The following is a 21,710-nucleotide window of genomic DNA, read 5'->3' as shown; positions in this document are numbered from 1 at the left end:
AAACTCCTTGAATCTTCGTAAAAACTTTGTATAATTCAGGAGTCTTGTCTCACGTCCAATGTACCCTTGGACGCATGTACTTTGTTAAACTTACAATAAAAATCATGACTAAGTATTGACAAAAACACGCCAGGACACAGAAGGGATGACGCCGACAGAAGCCTGAATAGTGGGGGACACAGATTGACACAGAGAACTCAATAATTTCCCCAAGAATCAAATCATCTTTTCATCCTTTGCATAGAGAATTAACGCCTCCATCTATTTCTAACTTTTCACGGGAAGTCTACAAACTATTGTAGAGACGCGCCATGGCGCGTCTGGGCGGGTTTAGTCACATCCTGGTAAAACCGAAAAGATAGTAGTGAAACCCGCCCCTACACAATCTACAAATCTCCCAATCTCTCACTCAAAACTTACCTCCCTTTGTTGCGCCACATACCCTGAAAACTAAGGCATGTATTTGGATTCCTGGTCGTCCGTGTATGAGAATAATAATCAAAATTAAACGGGGAAGGTAAGCGTTGCTCACCCCCTATATGTAGTTTCGGATTGGGTCTAAACTCCAGCAAGAGGAGGCGATTGAAATCGCTGCTACACAAACAAAGTCCGCCTGCGCGGACTAGATTATAAAGGGGGTGGCTAACCCGGATTTGGTATCAGATCCATCGGGTAGAGATACGATACCACAACCTCTACTGAGTCAATTACTGAGTCAAAGGGTGAGTCAAAGACTGAACACTTTCCTATCAAAACCGCCCTTACGCTGAGAATAGACAGACAAAAGTGTTAAACCACCTTGAATTGAAACCCAAGACACCCAAGCTCAACTCAGAATCGAGTTTACTAGATAAGAATTTAATGGACTTAAGCTTTTAGCCAAGAACTTGAGTTCTTGGCGGGTGTCGGGGCTTACCGAAAAAAGGAGAACCATCATGCTAAATCCATCCACCCATTTGTTGATTATTGAAGACGACAAGGGACGCCGAGAATATACCTTGGAAGAATCGGTCTATTCCCTAGGTAGAGATCCACAATGCGATATCCGCATCCACTCAATGTTTATATCTCGCCATCATGCCACATTAATTCGACAAATTAGAGACGATGGTAGTTATATTTACAAACTTGTTGATGGTAATGTCCAAGGGAAGCAAAGTGCGAATGGACTATTAGTTAATGGCAAAAAATGTCAAGTCCATGATCTTGAAGATGAAGATGAGATTGTTTTTGGTCCCAATGTGACTGTGAGATACTACCTGCTTAAGAAATCAGGTCAATGGAAAATGAAATATAAGACCAAAAAGGCTAAATCGACCGTTCCATCCCCATCACCAAAATTAGGTGGTTTATACGTTCAATCGGAAAAAGGAAACCCGTTAGTCTTTCCCCTGAAGCATACCGACGTACAAGCCAAGGTGACGGGAAATATCTCGCGGGTAGAGGTAACACAAACCTTTGAGAATCCTTTTTCCACTCCCCTAGAAGCCACCTATATCTTCCCCTTACCGGATGAAGCCGCTGTTGATGATATGGAGATTCGTATCGGCGATCGCATAATTAAAGGTAACATTAAAAAACGCCAAGAAGCGGTAGCCATTTACGAACAAGCCAAGAAACAAGGACGCACCGCCGGATTGCTAGAACAGGAACGGGCTAACATTTTTACTTAATCCCTGGCTAACATCCAACCCGGTGAGCAAATTGATGTGATGATTCGCTACACCGATAGCCTAAAATTTACTGGGGGAAATTACGAGTTTGTCTTTCCCATGGTGGTAGGACCTCGTTATATACCTGGAACCACGATTGATGAGAATACCACAGGTGGGGGTTCAGCACCTGCACCAATGACACTGAATAAAGACACCGATTTAGTGCCAGATGCGTCTCGCTTAAATGCGCCAATTATACCTCCCGGAACCCGTTCTGGACATGATATTAATGTGACTGTAGATATTGAGGCGGGGGTTGAGATTAAAGAGGTGCATTCTCCCTCCCATCAGATTCAAATTGAACGCCAAGACCAGCGGATGCGAGTCACGCTATCTCAACGAGACACGATTCCCAATAAAGACCTAATTTTACGCTATCAAGTCGCAGGCGATCGCACGCAAACCACAGTATTATCTCAAACCGACAATCGCGGCGGACATTTTGCGGTTTATTTGATTCCAGCGATTGAATATCATCCTGATCAATTCGTCCCCAAAGACGTGGTGTTTTTGATTGACACATCAGGTTCTCAAAGGGGTGAACCTTTAACCAAATGTCAAGAATTAATGCGCCGCTTTATTCAGGGACTTAATCCCCACGATACGTTCACAATTATCGATTTCTCAGATACTACTCGCCAACTTTCACCCGTTCCTTTGGCAAATACGGTGTCAAATCGCAACAGCGCCATGAACTATATTAATCAGTTAAACGCCAGTGGCGGAACTCAACTGATGCGGGGAATTCAGGCGGTGCTAAACTTCCCAGAGGTTGATCCAGGACGATTGCGGAGTATTGTACTGTTAACCGACGGTTATATTGGCAACGAAAACAAAATTCTGGCAGAAGTCCAACGCCATTTAAAATTAGGGAATCGCCTACACAGTTTTGGTGCCGGAAGTTCAGTTAATCGTTTTCTGTTGAATCGAATTGCTGAAATTGGACGGGGAATTTCCCGGATTGTCCGCTACGATGAGCCGACTGATGAAGTCGCTGAACAGTTCTTTGGGCAAATTAATAATCCAGTGCTGACGAATATTCAACTGTACTGGCAAGGCGAGGGTGAACCTCCGATTATTTATCCGGCGACTCCACCTGATTTGTTTGCTGAACAGCCGTTAGTTCTGTTTGGACGCAAAAAAGACGCTCGACCTGGACGGCTAGAAGTAACAGGAACGATTGCTGGAGGACAGCAGTACCAGCAGAGTTTTGAGCTTAACTTTGAGGAGATGGGAAATCCTGCGATTGCCCAACTGTGGGGTCGTAACCGGATTAAAGACTTGATGAATCAAATGGTGAAGGGAGAGACAAAAGTTGGCGTAGAGACTGTCACTGATACTGCCTTAACTTATCAACTCTTGTCCCACTATACCGCCTTTATTGCTGTCAGCGATGAAGTGCGCGTCAATCCCAAGGATCGTTCTGTCTCCGTACAAGTCCCCGTGGAAATGCCGGAAGGGATCAGCTATCAGGGAATTTTTGGTGATGTAGAAGTAGAAGCGACCTATGAGTTTGAGGATATTCCTTCAGGACCGCTGGATGAGTTTGATATCACCCTGATCAGTCCCAATATGATGGGGGAAGATGAGGAAAGGTGGGATATGGATGAACAGAGGTTAGATAATGCTGAGTACACTATGATCTCTGAGTCAGCGCCAGCGCCATTGAAAACTCCAGACATTGAACCTGATGTCACCAAAGCTGAGTCAAAAGATAATCGTCTACAAATTATCAGCGCAACAGGATTGAATAAAGATGCGATCGCGCGTTTGACTCAACATCTACAATCGATCCCGTTATCTCCAGGTGTCAAGGAAAATCTCGTCTTCGAGTTCTACATTAGCCAAGGTCGTGTGCGACAGCTAATTCTTGACCAGGAAGCCTCATCTGTAAACGATCAAGACGTAACCGAGGCGATTGGGCGATCGCTTCTAACTTGGCGTCCCCCTTACTGGGATGTCGATTACGTTCGCCTATTGGTGCGGATTCAACCCAGCGATCGCTTCAAACTAGGTGCCCCCCTCAAGCAGTTGTTGATCAAGTTAGCGTACTGGGGCGGATTCGGCTCGGCGATCGCTTCTAACTTGATACCTCCCTCAAGCGGTTGTTGATCAAGTTCGCCTAGTGATAAGGATTAAACCGTCGCACAACTCACCAAGCAACAGTTAGTAGGTTTTCAATTTCCTGAAAGTGACCATCCCGGGTTACTAATGTCAAGTTATATTGGAGAGCAAGTGCAGCAATCCAAATATCGTTTTCAGGCAAAGGACGCCCTTTAAGACGTAACTTATTTTTGACGTCCCCGTAGTGACGAGCCGTTTGTGTATCACATCCAAGGACAGTACTGTTAGCGATTAATTCCTCAATCCGTTCTAAATTCTCTTTTGAACGTTCTGATTTCTTCGCACCATAACATAACTCGCCAACCGCGATACTGGGAACAAAGACTTCATCAGCTTGAATCAAGCTGTTTTTCACGGCTACCTCATCCGCAAAGAGCGCAATGATGATGTTAGTGTCTAATAAGTATCTACCACTCATTAAGGTCAACCTGTTCACAGTCTTGTTCTATGGCTTGGCGCATCAACTTAACATCATCGGGTGGGATTGAACCTGCAAAACGTAGTAATTGTTGCCCGGGGACGCCTTGAATGGGTGAATCGGCAATAGCGCGTGCAAATTCAAGCACTCGCCACTGCAAGTCTTGAGGCATAACTTTCAGTTGTTCAATTAGCTTATCCAGGATAGGTGTATCCATCTTGCTCTCCTGCCCAAAATTCTCAACTTATTCTAGTTTAGCTAGGGGACTCTAGAGCTTTGGTTGTATGCCTTTATTACGAAGTTGAACGGAATTGATACCTCTGATTTCCGGAGGTACAGATTCAGCCGTGAATCATCTTCCATAACTGCCCATATTAGGTAAACTGTTGAGCATAAAATCGCGCATAACGTCCCCCTCGTTCTAACAATTCTGCATGGGTTCCTGACTCGATAATCTGTCCCTGTTCCATGACTAAAATTCGGTCAGCGCGGCGCACGGTGGTGAGGCGATGGGCAATAATAAATACGGTACGCTCTTTCATAATCCGGTCTAAGGCTTCTTGGACTAAGGCTTCTGATTCTGAATCCAAGGCAGAGGTGGCTTCATCTAAGATGAGAATACTAGGATTCAGGAGAACCGCCCGCGCGATCGCCAGTCGTTGTCGTTGTCCTCCAGATAGGTTGATTCCCCGTTCTCCCACCCAGGTGTGATACCCTTGGGAGAATTGGATAATGAATTGGTGGGCATTGGCGATTTTGGCGGCGTCTTGAACAGCGTCTAAGTCAAAGTCTTTTTGACCAAAGGCAATATTTTGAGCAATTGTACCCGAAAATAGAGTCGTTTCCTGGGGAACAATGCCAATTTGTCGCCGTAGGCTTTTGAGGGTAACGTCTCGGATATTGATCCCATCGATCAGAATTTCTCCGGCTTGCGGATCATAGAAACGGGGGAGTAAATTAACTAATGTGGTTTTACCCGCACCCGATGCGCCAACCAGCGCGATCGCATCTCCTGGCTGGACAAGAAAACTTAAGTCTTTCAGCACCCAAGGCGTTTTACCTGTAGAGACGTGCCATGGCGCGTCTTGCCATGGCGCATCTTGATCTTTGGCGATTGATGATAACGTTTCTTCAAAACCCGCCCTTTCTAAGTTCTCTTGGGCTTGAGTGTAGGCAAAACTAATTTGGCGATATTCGACTTTACCCGTAACCGGGGGTAGAGTCATCGCCCCCTCTTTTTCAATCACCGTTGGCACAATCGCAAACAGTTCAAAGATGCGATCAACCGATGCCTCACCCTGCTTAAATTCGTTATAGTTACTGGTAACGATCGCGATCGGATCAATGAGCATGGCAACCGCCGCCCCGTAGCTGACAAATTCACTCCCGGTTAAGTTCCCTTGGGCAATTTGCCATCCCCCCAGCAAAAAGACTAATAACAGACACATCGCCTCCAGAAACCCTACCACCGGAAACTGAATCGCCTTTAACCGTTCCGCCGCATACTTAGCGTTTCGATTGTGTTCTGCCTCTTGACTAAATCGCTCTAATGTGTAGTCTTCAGCCGCAAACGCTTGAACTAACCGAATCCCACTAAAGACTTCAATCAGCAACGCCGATAAATCCGACACCCGATTTTGACTCCGCCGGGAAAATTGGCGCATCCGTTCGCCAAACCAGCCAATTAATAGACCCATCAACGGGGCAATGAGTACAATACCCAGGGTAAGTTGCCAGTTGAGGTAAACCACATAAGCGAAGACCGCAATCAACTGTAATACACTGGGGAGAAACTGGTGAAAGAACTTATTTACCACCTCGCCAATGCGGTCAATATCCTCAGTGAGTCGATAGGATAAGTCCCCGGTTCTAGTGGTTTCAAAGTAGTCCAGACTCAGGGTTTGCAGGTGGGCGTAGACATTTTTCCGCAAATCCAGCGTAATCGCTAGGGCGGCTTTTGCCATTAGGGTATCTTGCCCATACTGTGCCAGCTTCTGACCCAAGAAAATTAAAGCAGCAATTCCAGCAACTTGTGCGATCGCGCCCACATTTCCTTGTCCCACATAAGCCGCAATCCGCCCCGCTAGCCAAGCCAAGAGGGGCCACACAGCGACAAATCCCACAGTACAAGCTAAGGCTTGCCCAATGGTAACTCTTTGAGGGCGAAGATAAGGCAACAGTTGCCAGTAATGAGAACGGGTTTTCAATGTATAATCACCCAAATGCAATTTTCCTCTGTCTCACGCTATCAGCTTTGATCATTTCTACAAAGACTTTCCGGTAACCGGGGAAGTTTCTACTCCTTAAGTGTGTACGGTATATCAATCAAAATGTAGGGGCGCAAGGCTTGCGCCCACACATAAATAACTCTTATGAGAAACGCTATACAATAATAGGGCAGACTATTAAAGATTGAGGAGTTGGATTATGTCAACAGAGACGACTCAAGCGCAGAGTTCCCCAACACCTCCCGTGGTGGACTGGGAACCCCAAATGCCACCGACTGATTTAATTTTTGATGATGGAGAACCCTTGGAAAGTAACCGTCACCGCATTGCCATGAATCTGTTGATTCAGTTAACCCACCAAGCCTTGGCACAGCGCGAGGATTATTTTGTGGGTGGCAATATGTTCATTTATTATAGTCGCACCCAGGCACGAAATCGGGATTTCCGAGGACCTGATTTTTTTGTGGTGTTGAATGTGGATGGAAGCCGTTCTCGCCAAGGTTGGGTAGTCTGGGATGAAGAAGGGCGTTACCCGGATGTAATTATTGAACTGATGTCGGCGTCTACATGAACGTTTAGCCGCACGATTGCGGGAGTTAGGAGAAGACCCAGACAATTAAAGGATATGGGGGAGAAAACCATTAACCTCATACGGCTGGACATCCCCTTGTAAAATAGAGATTTATCCTCAATGTCGATAGCCGATTAAAATCATGACACAGCCATTACAGCATCGCATCATCTGTTGGAGTTTAAGTTTAATTATCGCTAGTATTAGCTGCGTTTTTGGATTACCTGCCAGTGTAAATGCTCAGTCTATCTCAAGCACTCATTCAACTCAAATTGCTACAGTATCAGCCAGCGAAGCTTTTCGCAATGCATACAATCAGCGCTATACCTGGGATGAAAATTTTCCGGGTTATTCTGCAGAGGTTTCGATTACGCACGAAGGAGATATTGACCAGGGAATCGTTCGCGTTAAACCGGATTTAAGTGTGGACGTTATTAATGTTGAACCCGATAATTTGCGTGAGTTGGTTGCCAATACGGTTAAAATGGAAATCATTCACCGCCGCCGCGTACCGTTTGAGACGTTGCATGGTAACAATAACTTTGAGTTAAAGGGGAAAGACGAGTATGGCGCGTTAAAAATTAATGAGGTGGGTGATAATTCCTACTATAAGGTTAAAGGGGATGTCATTACTCAAGTGAATCGCAGCTTTGGAGATGTAGCCGTAACCGTTGACACCCTAGGTACGACTAAAACGCCAGAGGGATATTTAGTCAGTCACTTTAAAACCACGTTTCGCGATGCCAAAACCGATGAAGTTCTGGAAAAAGAAGATGTGCGAGATTTTCATGAAAAGGTGGGAAATTACTATTTGTTAACCAACCGGACGATTCGATATGCAAAGGAGGAAAATCCTGAGGAAAATCCGGTGGCAGATACGAGAATTCGCTTTAATGATATTCAGCCGTTTTGACTAGGAAAAAAATGATTGAATGGGATCGAGTCGCCGAGTTGTATGATATCTATGTCCATAGTGATATTGATATTTCCTTCTTTATTCGAGAAACCCGTAACGTTTCCGGTCAAGTCCTCGAATTGATGGCGGGAACGGGGCGCGTCTCGATTCCTTTACTAGAAGCTGGTGTTTCCCTGGTTTGTGTGGATGCTTCGGCGCAAATGCTAGCTATTCTGCAAAAGAAGTTGGCACAAAAGGGTTTGTCGGCTAGAATTCAGCAGGCTGATGTGCGAGAGTTAAACCGGCAAGACTATTTTGAATTAGCGATTATTCCGTTCAATTCATTTTCGGAACTGTTGTCCAAGAAAGACCAAAGGAGTACACTCCAATCAATTCACAACCATTTGCGTGAAGGTGGGCGACTTATCTGTACTTTACATAATCCCCATGTTCGGTTAAAATTGGTCGATGGTTCTCTGCGTCTAGAGGGGAAGTACAGTCTGGAAAAGCAACAACTCTTGTTTTGGGGACTGGAAAAACAGCAACCGAATCACTGTATTGTTGAACGAACTCAGTTCTACGAAATCTATGATCACCATGGGTTTTTGCAATCTAAGCGCCTCCTAGATATGCAGTTTTGCCTGATCAAAAAGCAGGAATTTGAGGAAATGGCGCAGGAAGTGGGTTACAAAATAGTGGCTGTGTATGGTGATTATTCCTATTCAGAATTCAACCGTGATACCAGTCCTTCTATGATTTTTATTTTGCAGAAAGGTTGTCACTCTAATTCTTAGACAAAGGACAAATGACGATCCCCACCGTTAAGTTTCATGGCTACCACGGACTTACTTAAAATACCAGTCTTCATGCATTTGGGCGACTTGTGCCAATTTGCCATTTCGACCTAATGCTTCATCGGCTAATTGGGCAATCCAAATATTCGGTACAGCTTGAGGTCTATTTTCCAGAACTAGGGATAAGGCTTCCTCCTCTTGACCCGCCCCCAAAAGGATGGCATAAATGGTTAACGCGATCGCGGCGGATCGGCTGATCCCAGCTTGGCAATGGATGAGAACATCTCCGCCTTCCTGGGAAATTATCGGTACGAAGTCAATCACTTGACGAATATGCTCAGATGTAGCTAAAACATAGTCGGGTTCATGATCATTTAAAGCCACAATATCATCAAACTCTAACCGCAGTCGGTGAGGAACTTGGGTGTAACCTGCGGGAGGGGTACTACCGGGTTCGCCAATCGAGATGATATGCGCGATCGCGTCTCCTGTCTCGGACGAGAGAAGTTGGCTGGCTTCGGAATAAGACGCAATCCATATCTTCGGTAGATTGTTGGCTAGAAATTCAGTCACAATTGTTACTACTTTAAGTTAGATTTTGCCCTAATTTTTCCATGAAACTCTCCCAACGGTTTACCGACGCCTTAACTTTTGCTACCGAACTGCACGCCAACCAAACCCGCAAAGGGCATGGCGTTCCCTACATCGCCCACCTGTTAGCCGTTTCTAGTATTGCCTTAGAATATGGGGCAAATGAAGAGGAAGCGATCGCGGCGCTTCTCCATGATGCCATTGAAGACCAAGGTGGTGCGGCAACCCGTGAAGAAATTCGCCGCCGCTTTGGGGATACAATTACTGAGATTGTGGATGGGTGTACCGACGCGGACACCACACCTAAACCTCCTTGGCGTCAGCGCAAAGCAGCTTATATTGCCCATATTCCCACCGCCTCGGCTTCGGTGCGTTTAGTCTCCGCCGCCGATAAGCTGCATAATGCTTGGTCAATTCTTAAAGATTATCGCATTTTAGGGGATAATTTATGGCAACGCTTTCATGGGGGTAAAGACGGTACACTTTGGTATTACCGTTCCTTAATTGAAGCCTTTCGCACCCAGGGTTCTATGCCAATTATTGACGAATTGGATCGGGTGGTGAGTGAATTAGAATTATTAGCAGGTGTCGCGGATCAACAGTCTGAGTGATAAAGTCAAGCCAAATGTAGGGGCGCAAGGCTTGCGCCCTAACATTGATTCGGTGCGATCGCCAAAAAAGTCTGCCGATGCCGTGTCAGTAGCGCAAAATAAAGGTATGTCAAAATCGCCACACTGCGATCGCGTACAATCTTTAGCCCTATTCATCCCTAATCGTGCTATGAAACCCATCCTGCTAACCACGGCTGCTATTTTCACCGCCATTACTCTGAATACCAGCGCCTTGGCGGAAAATCTGCAAAATATCCAAAAGGTACTCTCCACCAAAAACTGTCCCGGATGTGATCTCGCCGATGCAGGTCTGGTCATGGCAGAATTAGTCGGGGCAAACTTGAGTGGGGCAGATTTGAGTCGCGCTAATCTGAGTCGGGCAAATTTGACGGGGGCGGATCTCACCGGGGCAAATCTTAGTGGCGCGTCTCTCAATGGCGCGAACTTAACGGGGGCAAATCTCAGTGGCGCTATTTTAGTGGGAACGGATCTCAGAAATGCGTATCTCGTCAATGCACAACTGTTTGGTACAGATCTCAGTAACGCTTATATTCAAGGAACAATCGGTCTTCCTGAGTATGCCGGAACCCCGGAAGATTTTTATGCTTGGGGTGTGATTGAAGCCGAACGGGGAAACTATCAAGCGGCTATTGAACATTATAATCAAGCCCTGAATCTAAAAGCAGATTTTGCTCCCGCCTATTTAGCCCGGGGAATTGCCCGATTTCGCTTAAGTAATCACGGTGGTGCCATCCAAGATGCTGAAGTGGCTAGTCAGCTGTTTACGACTCAAGAAAACCCGGTGGGTTTCCAAGCTTCGCAGAATCTGATCGCTATGGTGGAAATTGCCCAAAATCCTCCGGAAGTTCGCTCTCGCCCATCCTTTGGCAATGCGCTTGTGGGGATCGGTTCTTTGCTGTTGCGGTTTTTATCGCCGTTTTGATTGATGAGGGTTTTATCGGCTGAGTGTCGGAATTTTGTTTTTTTAACGCAGAGGTACGCAGAGGTTTACGCAGAGGGCGCAGAGGGGTTGGGAGGATAGTGACCAAAATTTTATGGAGTTCGCAAACAACTAGAAATGATGTTATTTTCGATGATTTTAAGAGTTTGATTTTAAAATCTATGAATAGAATACCGTCTAAGAGTGAAAGTGAGCGAATGTTGAAGTGGCTGAATAAAAATCGGCACACTTTGTTGGATTTATATCGCAATCAATATGTGGCTTACAATGACCGTCGCGTCATTGCTCATAGTGAAAATTTGCGAGATGTTTTGGAGTTGGCTACAGCATCAGGCGAGACGTTTGCCATTTATTTAGTGCCACGCAGCACGGCTTCTATCCAGATTTTACCAATTCATTTTCGCACAGTGGTTCGCCATGACTGGTTGCCGAATTATCATGTCAGGCTTAAACATAATGATTTAGAAATTTCTACCACAATGCTAGTAGACTCTGGGGCAGAAATTAGTTTAATTTCTTTAAAGGTGGGTCAAGATTTAGGCTACAGCTTAGCGGATGCTGAATCAACGTTATTAGCGGAGACGATTGGGGGAACGGTTGAGTATGTTTTGCGTAATGTGGAAATGACAATTGATGGACACAGTTTTATCGCTCCTGTTGCTTGGTTACAAAGCATTACAGGTGCAGAACAATTGCTCCTAGGGCGGGAAGTTGTCTTTGATCGGTTTAATATTGAGTTCAGACAAGCCGATGAGCAAATTCGGTTTACTTGGCGTGAAGAGTTATCGTAATGGATAATGATAATATAGCAGTTCTCAAGCCTGTGAAATATACCCGAATGTAGGGGCACCATCCTTGCGCCCTTCTTGATGTATCTTGATGTATCGCTCTCTGTTTTATCCAAAATTCATAATTGAAATAATGAATATCGGCTCTCCTAGACTGGTTATGGCAAATTAACAATTTAAATGAGCTTAAACTCTTAAATAGCAAAGGATCTAACAAAATAAAAAGCCTATTTTTTTGTAATAATTTATCATAGTTAGTCTGAAAGAGCCTGAATATCAAAGAATTAGAACCGCAGTTGCTTGCTCTCAAACCAACTGAAAAAGCTCAAGCTATTCACCTCCTAACCCAAAGTTTCAATAACAATTGGAAGGGAATTGAAAAAACCGCTGGTGTCTGTGGGGGAACAGCCTGCATTGCCAATACTCGCATTCCGGTTTGGGTGTTGAGCCTTTAGTCTTTCAGGGATATAGGTAGACACGAGACATTAGGGCAAAGGTACATGGTGTCCGCGCCAGTGCAGTAGTGCAGCTGCCTGTGCTTTCCGCAGCATGAAGCAGTCTGCCTCGGTTCGCAGTGCTGTTAGTTCCGTTCGTTCGGTATCCGTCAGCGTACCTTCTTGATTGCGATCAAGTAAGATATTGTACCGCTCCATATCGGCTACAGTCTTTCGACTTTGAGCAATTTTCCATAATGCCTCATCTTCCATTCTGTCCAAAGCGGCTAGGTCAACCTGAAACTCATCGGGTACATTATCCCAATCAGGGGGACTGCCCACTTTCAGTGCGTGGAGCATGATATCCTCTAGAGGGCGGTTGGTAGCGTGGGCAGTATTGACCAGCCGTTGGTAAAGTGGCTCTGGGATTTGCAGGGTAACGGTTTGGAGCATGATTCAAGTTGCCTCTCACTCGAATTCTACACTGATAGCTATTTCCTTGCCTTGCTGGATGACAAAATTAGATAGCTACATTAACAAACTTAATTGAGATCCTTGCTCGGTTTTTCGGACTTCAATTCGTGTCTGAAAGGCTTCCTTAAATTGGGGCATGTGCGTTACAGTTAAGATACAAGCAAAGTCGGATGCGATCGCGTTAATGGCGGCAATCAATCGTTCACACCCCTCAGCGTCTTGTGTACCAAAGCCTTCATCGACAATCAGCATTTGCAAGGAGGTTCCCGCCCTCTGCGCTAAGAGTCGGGCTAGGGCGAGGCGAATGGCAAAGTTAATCCGGAAGGCTTCCCCGCCAGAATAGGTTTCATAGGGGCGGGTTCCGCTAGCGTCGGCGATTAAAATATCGAGGGTGTCGATGAGTTTACTTTTGCGCTTTGATGCCCGTTTCCCGGCTTTTTGGGTGACAATTTGGACGTGTAACTGATTTCCAGTGAGTCGGGATAGAATTTGATTAGTTTCTGCCTCTAATTGGGGTAAAATATTCTCAATCATCAGCGTTTGAATCCCATTTTTACCAAAGGCTTTGGCGAGTTCCTGATGGACTCGATATTGCCGTTTTAGGGTTTTCACCTGTTCTTCTTGCTCTTGATATTGAGTTTGCAGGCTATCCAGTTGAGTTAAGCGCTGTTGTAAACGCCCAATTTGGGATAAATGTTCGTCGAGTTGTCGGCGTCGCTGGAGGATGCGCTGTTCTAGTATTTGTACGTCACGGCTGGTGTCTGGATACTGTTCTAATTGCTTGACTATTTCGGCAAGTTGTGAATTGAGGGTTTCGCGATCGCCTTGTCGTTGGGCGAGGGTTTGAGTCAGGCTGTCTAATCGTTGACAGAGTTGGGGATAATGTTCTTGGGCTTTGGTTAATTCTTGATGGCGCAGTTGCCAAGATTGGGCGTGTCGCAGGGCGGTGCGGAGTTGGTTGTGCGTGTCTAAGTTGTAGCCAATTTCGCGAATTTGTTGGTCAATCGCGTCGAGTTCCTGTTTCAGGGGAGAGGTGGTTTGTAACTCCTGAAGGGATTGGTTTAACTGATCGAGTTGGGCTTGCAGTTGGGGTTTTTGTTCCTGAATTTTCTCTAGGCGTCGCTGGGCGTCTTCGAGTTTGGCTTGGCGAATTTCCGCCCATCGCCACCGATCAACTTCTCCCCGTGCGAGGGCGTGGGTTTGTTCGTTATAGTTTAATTGTTGAAGTTGGTGATCTAGGGTTTGGAGTTGGGTTTGGATATCTAGGGCGTAGGTTCCTTCACTCAGCGATCGCTCGAGTTGTTTCTTTTCTTCGGAGATGTCATAGAGGCGATCATACACTTCATCGGTGGCTTCGAGTCGGGCTTCGAGTTGTCCCCGTTGTTCGAGTAATTGTTCAAACGGTGCCAATTCTTGGGAGAGTTGGGCGTATTCTTGACGTAAGACTTGCAGTTCCCGTTCACAAACGGCTAGCTGTTCTCGCACCACCCAAAATTGATCTTGAATTTCTTGCTGTTCGGTGCTAGTTTTCTGGATAACGTGTTGAGAATGGGCTTCATCTAAGGGGCGATCGCACAGGGGACATACGGCGTCCTGAACCTGTAACATTTGGATTTTCTGGGTGAGTTCGGCGATTTGCTTTTCATAACGGCGCTGGCTTTCTTGCAGGCGTTCCTGGAAGCTGCGGCGTTCGAGTCCTTTTTCTTGGACGCGCTGTTGATAGACTTTCTTTTTTTCTAAGGTACTGATTTCGGCGACGACTTGCAGAACGGTTTGGCGCAGTTGGGGAGTGGTGGCGATTTGGTGCGAGAGTTGATCTTCTGAGGCGTTAAGTTCGTCTAAACGGGCGCTGAGGCGGGCGTGGTTGCGATCCAGTTCACTTTGCAAGGCGGCGCGGCGTTGCAGGATGGGGGAGACATCCAGTTGGAGTTGATCGAGGTGGTTGAGGCGGGTGCGGGCGGCTTTGAGTTTTTCCACGGCTTCAGCTACGTCTGTCGAACGGGTAAGCATCTGTTGAATTTCTTGTTCTTGGGGACGCAGGGCGTCGAGTTGGGCTTGGGTTTGGCGGATTTGTAGATTGAACTCGTGAATTTGCTGGTTGAGTTGTTGCTGTAGCTGCTGTTTTTGGCGGTGGGCGTTTTGATCGGCGTGGAATTTTTGGCTGAGATTTTCTTCTCGCTGGTGCAGGGTGAGATAATCGGCATACCCGGCAGTAATTTGATCCTGTTGGTCGAGAATCGTGGCTAACTGCTGCTTTTGGGTTTCGGTGGTGGTGATATCCTGGTGTAGGCGATCGCACTCTTGGGTGAGATTTTGGTATTGCTGGCGGACAAAGGTGAGTTGTTGTTCCCAGGTGTGGCGTTGGTGTTTTAAAGATTGCAGGTGGTGCAGTTGGCTTTGGTCGGTGTCTTGGTCTTGGCGTAGTTGAGATAAAGTGGTTTGAGTGGCGTCTTGTTGGTCCTGCGTCGCCTCTCGTTCTTCCAGTTGCTGCTGAATGCCTTGTAAGCTGGAGTCCAGTTGTTCGGCTTGACCTTTGAATTGGCGGGATAAATCTTTTGCCTGATCCGCTAAGGTTTCGTATTGATCCAGTTTCAATAAGTCGGCTAGGATTTGTTTACGTTCCGAGGGACGCCGTAGCATAAATTCATCCGCCCGCCCCTGACGCAAGTAAGCGGAGTTGATAAAGGTATCGTAATCCAGCTTAAGATGATGCAGGATGAGCTGTTGAGTTGCCCGTAATCCTTTTTCAGTTAAAGAACGAAATCCATGGGGGGTTTCAATTTGAAACTCTAGGGAACTGCTTTGTCCCCGTTGCTTGCTGCGAATCACCCGATGGGTTTGTTGGTTATTATAGAAGATGAAATCTACCCGTACATTTTTCGCCCCGGAATGGATTAAATCATCTTCCGACGCCGCACGGCATTGTCCCCAAATCGCCCAGGTAATCGCTTCCAGGAGAGAGGATTTGCCAGCACCATTGGCGCCACAGATACAAGCCGTATGCAGTCCGCGAAAGTCCAGGGTCGTTTCGCGATAACTTAAGAAATTTTTCAGGGTCAGTTTCAGGGGAATCATGCAGGCTGGAATGCCATTGAGACTAGGGATTTAAGAAAATTGTCAGTACATACGCACGCTCTCCATAGTGTATCGACCCTGAGATGCGGATTCCAGCCTTTTTCTCGACAAATTCACAATATTTAATATAATGGAGATTTAGGATAGGTCGATAATATCATTAAGTATAGGTTTTCCTATCTGGCTCAAAGTGTAGCGTTAGTCACAACCCAATCATTAAGCTTGTGGAAAGAAAAATTTCTTCAACAAAAAAGTGACGAGTATAGGCTAAAATATATACAACACAGAATAGCCAGAGTCAAGATCAGCCTAAACACTCCTGCTAGCTACCTACCGCAACGGTTCGGGTGATCAACCACACCAGGAAACATGACAACACCAGCAGTTAGGAGACTCAGCATTTACTGTTTTTCAAGTGAGCCAGATGAAACCAGCCATACGCCGAATAAGTCAATCACTGGCAGCCCTCTATAGTCTAACAGGGCTTCTGGGCTTTGCTAAGGTTGCCCAAGCCCAGGTTACTCCAGATAATACACAGGGTAGCCAAACGACTGTTACCCCAAATGGCGACGAATTTGACATTACAGGTGGCGTGGAAGCTGGCGATAATCTGATTCACAGCTTTGATCAGTTTAGTCTTGACTCCGATCAAAGTGCTATTTTTAATGTCGATGCTAATATTCAAAATATTCTAAGTCGGGTTACAGGTGGTAATCTGTCTCAAATCAACGGACTCATCGAAGTTCTGGGAGGAACTGGCAGTACCAATCTGTTTTTGATGAATCCGGCTGGTATTGTGTTTGGTCAAGGTGCAAGTCTGAATGTGCCAGGCTCCTTTACCGCCACAACTGCCACATCAATTGGTTTAGATTCAGGTTGGTTTAATGCGACAGGTCCAATTGATGCAAGTCAGCTTGCAGGAACTCCTAACAATTATTTTGCCTTCGATACATCTGAGCCAGGAGCGATTATTAGCTCGGCTGATCTAGAGGTTGAGAATGGGAACTTAACATTAATCGGTGGTACAGTTGCGAGTGAGGGGACTCTTGCAGCACCTAATGGTCAAATTACTCTGGCAACCGTTCCAGGCGAGAGTATAGTGCGCCTAACCCAACCCGGAATGGTGTTGAGTCTGGATATTGAACGCCCAGCTTACTCAGGTTCTGATCCAATTGCTCTGACTGACATACCAGCATTAATCACGGGTGGAAGTGTAGGTAATGCTACGACTTTAGCCGTCAATAATGGACAAGTTGTATTGAGCGGGTCTGGTATCCAAATCAATAACGGAGATGTTGTCGCCACGGAGACGATTACAGCATCGGCGGGAATCGATATTAATTCAAATCGCAGCATTACAATTGATGATGATCCAGATCCTTCAAATGATTCACAAGTAATGCTCGATACCAGTAATTCAGATGAGAATAGTGCAGGTTCAATCTCACTGTTTGCTCAACGGGACATTGTCACAGGTGAGCTAAAGGCAAACGATAACGGTGATGGATCAGCAGGTGATGTAACCTTATATGTATCAGAACAAGGAAATATCACAACAGGTGACATCAGAACGATAAATCAGAGCGACGGGGATGCTGGTGATGTAACTATATCCACAGATGACGGTGACATTGATATAAAAAATATTTTTGCTCAAAATCATGCGCCTATTTCTAGACCTGGTGGAAGTAGTTCCGTGATCTTATCTACTGCTACTGGCTCTATTAATATCGAAGGAAACATAAGGGTAAAAAATGATGGTGTAAATCAACAGAATCCTGATGTTACCCATGGAACTGTAGAGTATTATAATCCGAAGCCACCAGCGTCTAACTCCAACATCGATCCGAATAATAGTTCCAGCTACAATCCTAATATAATACAGCCAAATATAACACAGCCAAATGGCGTTGAACCTGAAAAGCTGGAGAACCATTTCACTCCAGCAACTCCGCCACAGGATTTGATAACAGAGAACCTACCACCTAATCCACCACCGATAAACAACGAGGAACCGGAACCACCACCGATAAACAACGAGGAACCGGAATCACCACCGATAAACAACGAGGAACCGGAATCACCACCGATAAACAACGAGGAACCGGAACCACCACCGATAAACAACGAGGAACCGGAATCACCACCGATAAACAACGAGGAACCGGAATCACCACCGATAACAGAGCTACCTCCCGAACAAGATCCTTCTGTTGTGGTTGAGGAACCTTCACCTCCCACTCAACTCCCAGTGGAGGAACCTTCACCGGAAGAAGAATCGCCCGTCATAGTCATTGACAAACCAACTCCGGAACCGCAACCGGAGCCAGAACCTCCTGTAGCGGAAAATCCACCGGAAACGGAACCGACATCGGAAGCGGATTTAGGAGACAAACCTTCTGACAATACAACTAATACCGCAGGAAATAGTGACAGCAGCGATAACTCAGGTGCGATCGCGGATAATGGCGATAATGATACTCAAGCTGCCAATTCAGATACGGAAAACAGTAGTCAAACCTATAGCCGAGCCTATAGTCGGCTTTCTAGTACCAACACCAATAATGATGACGAAGAGGACGAAGAAAACTGCTCCGCAGATGATCCTAGCTGCGAAGAGGGGGATGTAGCTGAGAGTAACACCGAGAGCAATAATTCTGATAGCGGGAATAATAACTCCGCTTCGACAACCTATAGCCGTCAACCCGCTTTAAGTAACACCACCAGGACTTCTGGTACGGATATCGCTGATAATAATTCAGTGAGTAATGGCAGTCCAACCTATAGCCGTAGACCAACTCAACCCAGTAGTGATGCGATCGCAACTACTGAAAACACTACCGCTAATCCGGCTAATACCGATAACGCGAATAGCAATACCCAAAGCGATAGCAGTTCTGAACCCACCAATACTAACGCTGGTAACAGCAACATAGCTAACAACTCGGCTAACGCAAACAATCAACCTTATAGCCGCGTTCCTAGTTCAGATAGTGAGAATCCGACGACTCCAAGTACTGATAGCGGAAATAATAATTCCGCCGATGATAACGCTGTAAATACACCGAATACTGATAGCCCTAACGATACGACTAGGAATAGCAACTCTAACACCACAGACGATAACAGCAACGGCAATAGTGATGTTGCTACCAATAACCCTGCTGACGATAGTGGAACAAATACCGTAGAGAACAGCAACGAAACCAGTGATACGGCTTCTGAGGATAACGCCAACACTGAAACCTCCGAGGAGAATGGCGACGAAACCTATAGCCGTAATCCTAATCCGGATACTCCTGACAATAGCGATATGGTGAATAATGGTGGCTCGAACCCCACCGACAGCGGCGATAATTCCGGTATCGCCAACGGTAATTCCAATACCCCTGAATCCTCTGGACAAGACACCACAACCGCAAATAACGGTAATGGAACCCCCAGTGAGACGTCCCAACAGCAGGCTTCAAACCAGGAAGAATCATCACTATCCAAAGAAACGGATAATGTCAGCGATCGCGTGGATCAACTTGAAGCTGCTTTTACCCAAGAATTCCAAACCTATCTCCAACAACAATTTGTAACCAAACGGCTAAATCTACAAGAAATCACTGAACAGACTCGCGACATTGAACAAGTCACCGGCTTGAAAACCGCTGTGATTTATGTCAGCTTTGTCCCTCAATCCTTGAACTCAGAAGCCAATGCTTGTCAAGCTGAGTCTCAACCAGCCATGGATCGTCGATTTGGTTATACTTCCCCAGGATCAAGCAGTTGTTCACCAGAAGACAATCAACAGCTAGAATTGGTACTGATTACTGCCGATGGTCAAGCCATTCAACGTCGAGTTCCTAATGCGATTCGGGCTAAGGTTTTAGCAGAGACTCAGAAGTTTCAGCGGACACTCAGCGATCGCCGTAACCTCGGATCAACCAACTATCTGGATTCAGCCCAGCAACTCTACCAATGGTTGATCGAACCCTTAGCGGACGATTTAGAAGCACGCCAAATCCAAGGATTAATGTTTGCCATGGATTCTGGGTTGCGATCGCTCCCCATCGCCGCCCTTCATGATGGAGACAACTTCTTAATCGAGAACTATAGCGTCAACTTGATTCCTAGCTTCAGCTTAATCCAAGCTCGCAATCCAGACATTCGCTCACGCCAAGTTCTAGCGATGGGAGCGTCGAAATTCTCAGATCTACCCAACTTAACCTTTGTCCCGCTAGAATTATCCACAATTACCGAATCTCTGTGGAAAGGCAAAGCATTTCTCAACGAGAATTTCACCTTCCAAAATCTGCAAGAACAAATCAGTGAGAATGAATTTGGCATCATCCATCTAGCCACTCACGCCGAGTTCAAACCGGGGAATCCAGATAATTCCTATATTCAACTCTGGAATCGCAAACTCCGGCTGAATGAACTCAAGAACTTAGGCTTATCCGATTCAGCCGTGGATTTATTAGTTCTCAGTGCTTGCCGAACCGCCCTAGGGAATGAAGAGGCTGAACTTGGTTTTGCTGGATCAGCATTACAAGCAGGTGTTGACTCTACCCTGGCTACCCTCTGGTACGTCAGCGATGAAGGTGCTTTAGGCGTCACGACTGAATTTTATCGTCAGTTAAGGCAACTTCCGATTAAAAGTGAAGCATTACGCCGAGCGCAACTAGCGATGATTCGAGGCGAGGTGAGTATTGCCAATGGTCAATTAAATTATGGAGATAAAAGTATCACTTTACCTCCAGAAATGGCAGAACTTGTCAAGACAAAAAATCTCAATTTCTCGCATCCGTACTACTGGGCACCCTTTACCTTAATTGGTAATCCGCAGTAGACAACTGGGGAACAGGGAACAGGGAACAGGGAACAGGGAACCGGAAACCGGAACCGACAGGAAACATGAAATTATCAGGGCACGATAATATCGTGCCCCTACCCAATTAATTATTTCTGATGTTTCTCGTAAGCCTCAACAATCCGTTGAACCAAAGGATTACGAACCACATCTTGAGTCGAAAGTTGGCAAAACGCAATCCCATCAACGGATCGCAGAATTTTTTGTGCCACCGCTAATCCAGAATCTTGATTCATCGGCAAATCAGTTTGGGTAACATCTCCAGTCACCACCATCCGAGAACCAAACCCCAAGCGAGTTAAAACCATTTTCATCTGAGCTGGGGTGGTATTTTGGGCTTCATCCACAATTACAAACGCATTATTCAGCGTTCGCCCGCGCATATAGGCTAAGGGTGCTACTTCAATAATCCCCCGTTCCATTAAATTGGGAATTTTCTCCCCATCAATTAATTCATATAACGCATCATAAAGCGGGCGTAAAAAGGGATTGACTTTCTGTTGTAAATCTCCTGGCAAAAATCCTAACTTTTCCCCCGCTTCTACAGCCGGTCGGGTTAAAATAAGGCGTTCATACTCATTTGCCAGTAATGCCTGGGTTGCCAATACCACCGCCAAAAAGGTTTTCCCGGTTCCCGCCGGTCCAATACAAAACGTCAAATCATGAGTAAGAACGGCTTTAATGTATTGGCGTTGACGAAACGTTTTAGCGCGAATCACATCACCGCGACGGGTACGCGCCAGCACATCTTGCTGTAAATCCTGGAGTTCATCCTGACGGTGAGTATCCAAAGCATGAAACGCCGTGCGAATATCCGCCTCTTCAATCCGTCTACCCTCCAGCCAAAACGGTTTAAGCGATCGCACTACAGACGAGACGCGCTCAACTTGTTTTTGCGTCCCCGAAATAAGCAACTCCTGTCCCCGTAACACCAGACTTGCGCCAGTCCGTTGAGAGAGCAACTTCAGATTACTCTCGCGATCGCCCGCCAGTACCATAGCACTCTGGACGGTCGGTAATTCAATTGTTGTCGATACTTCACTCAAGGTTAATCATCAGTTATCAGTTATCAGTGATCAGTGATCAGTGATCAAGTATTAGCACAGAGATAGAACAAAGGACAGGTAGAAGGGTAGAAGGAGAAGGTTAGGAGGGTAATACTCCCTGATGAAT

Annotated in this window: 13 protein-coding genes and 3 pseudogenes; 9 read left to right on the top strand and 7 right to left on the bottom strand. The window is 46.0% G+C overall.

The genetic code is table 11. The features are described from left to right. Window positions 1-935: 935 nt before the first annotated feature. Window positions 936-3,827: pseudogene (locus tag RIE73_RS07970) on the top strand (VIT domain-containing protein). 40 nt (window positions 3,828-3,867) lie between these two features. Here the strand turns inward: RIE73_RS07970 and RIE73_RS07965 are convergent. The 3 genes from RIE73_RS07965 to RIE73_RS07955 form a co-directional block, all read right to left on the bottom strand. Next, window positions 3,868-4,257: a PIN domain-containing protein gene (locus tag RIE73_RS07965; RefSeq protein ID WP_446400683.1), complete on the bottom strand. Its 390-nt coding sequence runs from the start codon at window positions 4,255-4,257 to the stop codon at window positions 3,868-3,870. Beyond that, window positions 4,247-4,474 carry a hypothetical protein gene (locus tag RIE73_RS07960; protein WP_446363972.1) on the bottom strand — a complete coding sequence of 76 codons (228 nt, stop codon included), beginning with the start codon at window positions 4,472-4,474 and terminating at the stop codon, window positions 4,247-4,249. The genes RIE73_RS07965 and RIE73_RS07960 overlap by 11 nt, the downstream gene beginning before the upstream one ends. Before the next feature lie 157 nt (window positions 4,475-4,631). After that, window positions 4,632-6,464: an ABC transporter ATP-binding protein gene (locus RIE73_RS07955; protein ID WP_446400682.1), complete on the bottom strand. Its 1,833-nt coding sequence runs from the start codon at window positions 6,462-6,464 to the stop codon at window positions 4,632-4,634. A gap of 220 nt (window positions 6,465-6,684) precedes the next feature. Here RIE73_RS07955 and RIE73_RS07950 point away from each other — a divergent pair. The 3 genes and pseudogenes from RIE73_RS07950 to RIE73_RS07940 all read left to right on the top strand — a co-directional run. Beyond that, a pseudogene (locus tag RIE73_RS07950) lies at window positions 6,685-7,053 on the top strand (Uma2 family endonuclease); the annotation flags it as partial. 145 nt (window positions 7,054-7,198) lie between these two features. Further along, window positions 7,199-7,969, top strand: a complete 771-nt coding sequence (locus RIE73_RS07945) for a DUF3386 family protein (protein WP_446400681.1) — start codon at window positions 7,199-7,201, stop codon at window positions 7,967-7,969. A gap of 11 nt (window positions 7,970-7,980) precedes the next feature. Beyond that, window positions 7,981-8,745 (top strand): class I SAM-dependent methyltransferase, encoded by a 765-nt coding sequence (locus RIE73_RS07940; protein WP_446400680.1) that lies wholly within the window; start codon window positions 7,981-7,983, stop codon window positions 8,743-8,745. Between the two features lie 51 nt (window positions 8,746-8,796). Here RIE73_RS07940 and RIE73_RS07935 read toward each other — a convergent pair whose 3' ends face one another. After that, on the bottom strand, window positions 8,797-9,318 hold the full coding sequence (locus RIE73_RS07935) for a dual specificity protein phosphatase family protein (protein ID WP_446400679.1): 522 nt from the start codon (window positions 9,316-9,318) through the stop codon (window positions 8,797-8,799). A 41-nt stretch (window positions 9,319-9,359) separates the two neighbouring features. On the opposite strand from RIE73_RS07935, the gene RIE73_RS07930 reads away from it, so the two are divergent. The 4 genes and pseudogenes from RIE73_RS07930 to RIE73_RS07915 form a co-directional block, all read left to right on the top strand. Continuing rightward, window positions 9,360-9,947, top strand: coding sequence for an HD domain-containing protein (locus RIE73_RS07930; protein ID WP_446400678.1), 588 nt, complete (start codon window positions 9,360-9,362; stop codon window positions 9,945-9,947). After that, entirely contained in the window at window positions 9,922-10,890 is a 969-nt protein-coding gene (locus RIE73_RS07925) for a pentapeptide repeat-containing protein (protein WP_446400677.1), read from the top strand. The genes RIE73_RS07930 and RIE73_RS07925 overlap by 26 nt, the downstream gene beginning before the upstream one ends. Before the next feature lie 179 nt (window positions 10,891-11,069). Continuing rightward, window positions 11,070-11,699: a DUF5678 domain-containing protein gene (locus tag RIE73_RS07920; RefSeq protein WP_446400676.1), complete on the top strand. Its 630-nt coding sequence runs from the start codon at window positions 11,070-11,072 to the stop codon at window positions 11,697-11,699. A gap of 266 nt (window positions 11,700-11,965) precedes the next feature. Then, window positions 11,966-12,142 (top strand): annotated as a pseudogene (locus RIE73_RS07915) (DUF433 domain-containing protein); the annotation flags it as partial. 39 nt (window positions 12,143-12,181) lie between these two features. On the opposite strand, the gene RIE73_RS07910 reads toward RIE73_RS07915, so the two are convergent. Together RIE73_RS07910 and sbcC are read right to left on the bottom strand one after the other, a co-directional pair. Continuing rightward, window positions 12,182-12,583 (bottom strand): hypothetical protein, encoded by a 402-nt coding sequence (locus RIE73_RS07910; RefSeq protein ID WP_446400675.1) that lies wholly within the window; start codon window positions 12,581-12,583, stop codon window positions 12,182-12,184. A gap of 75 nt (window positions 12,584-12,658) precedes the next feature. Beyond that, window positions 12,659-15,679, bottom strand: coding sequence for an exonuclease subunit SbcC (gene sbcC, locus RIE73_RS07905; protein ID WP_446400674.1), 3,021 nt, complete (start codon window positions 15,677-15,679; stop codon window positions 12,659-12,661). A 424-nt stretch (window positions 15,680-16,103) separates the two neighbouring features. On the opposite strand from sbcC, the gene RIE73_RS07900 reads away from it, so the two are divergent. Beyond that, a complete protein-coding gene (locus RIE73_RS07900) occupies window positions 16,104-20,516 on the top strand; it encodes a CHAT domain-containing protein (RefSeq protein WP_446400673.1) in 4,413 nt (1,470 codons plus the stop codon). Between the two features lie 110 nt (window positions 20,517-20,626). Here the strand turns inward: RIE73_RS07900 and RIE73_RS07895 are convergent, their stop codons facing one another. Then, on the bottom strand, window positions 20,627-21,583 hold the full coding sequence (locus RIE73_RS07895) for a PhoH family protein (RefSeq protein WP_446400672.1): 957 nt from the start codon (window positions 21,581-21,583) through the stop codon (window positions 20,627-20,629). Between the last annotated feature and the right edge of the window lie 127 nt (window positions 21,584-21,710).

Origin of the sequence: Coleofasciculus sp. C1-SOL-03 (assembly GCF_040220555.1) — a bacterium.
In the GTDB taxonomy this organism is placed as follows: domain Bacteria; phylum Cyanobacteriota; class Cyanobacteriia; order Cyanobacteriales; family Coleofasciculaceae; genus Coleofasciculus.
Note: the sequence above shows the minus strand (reverse complement) of the source record. Positions and strands in the feature narration are given on the sequence as shown.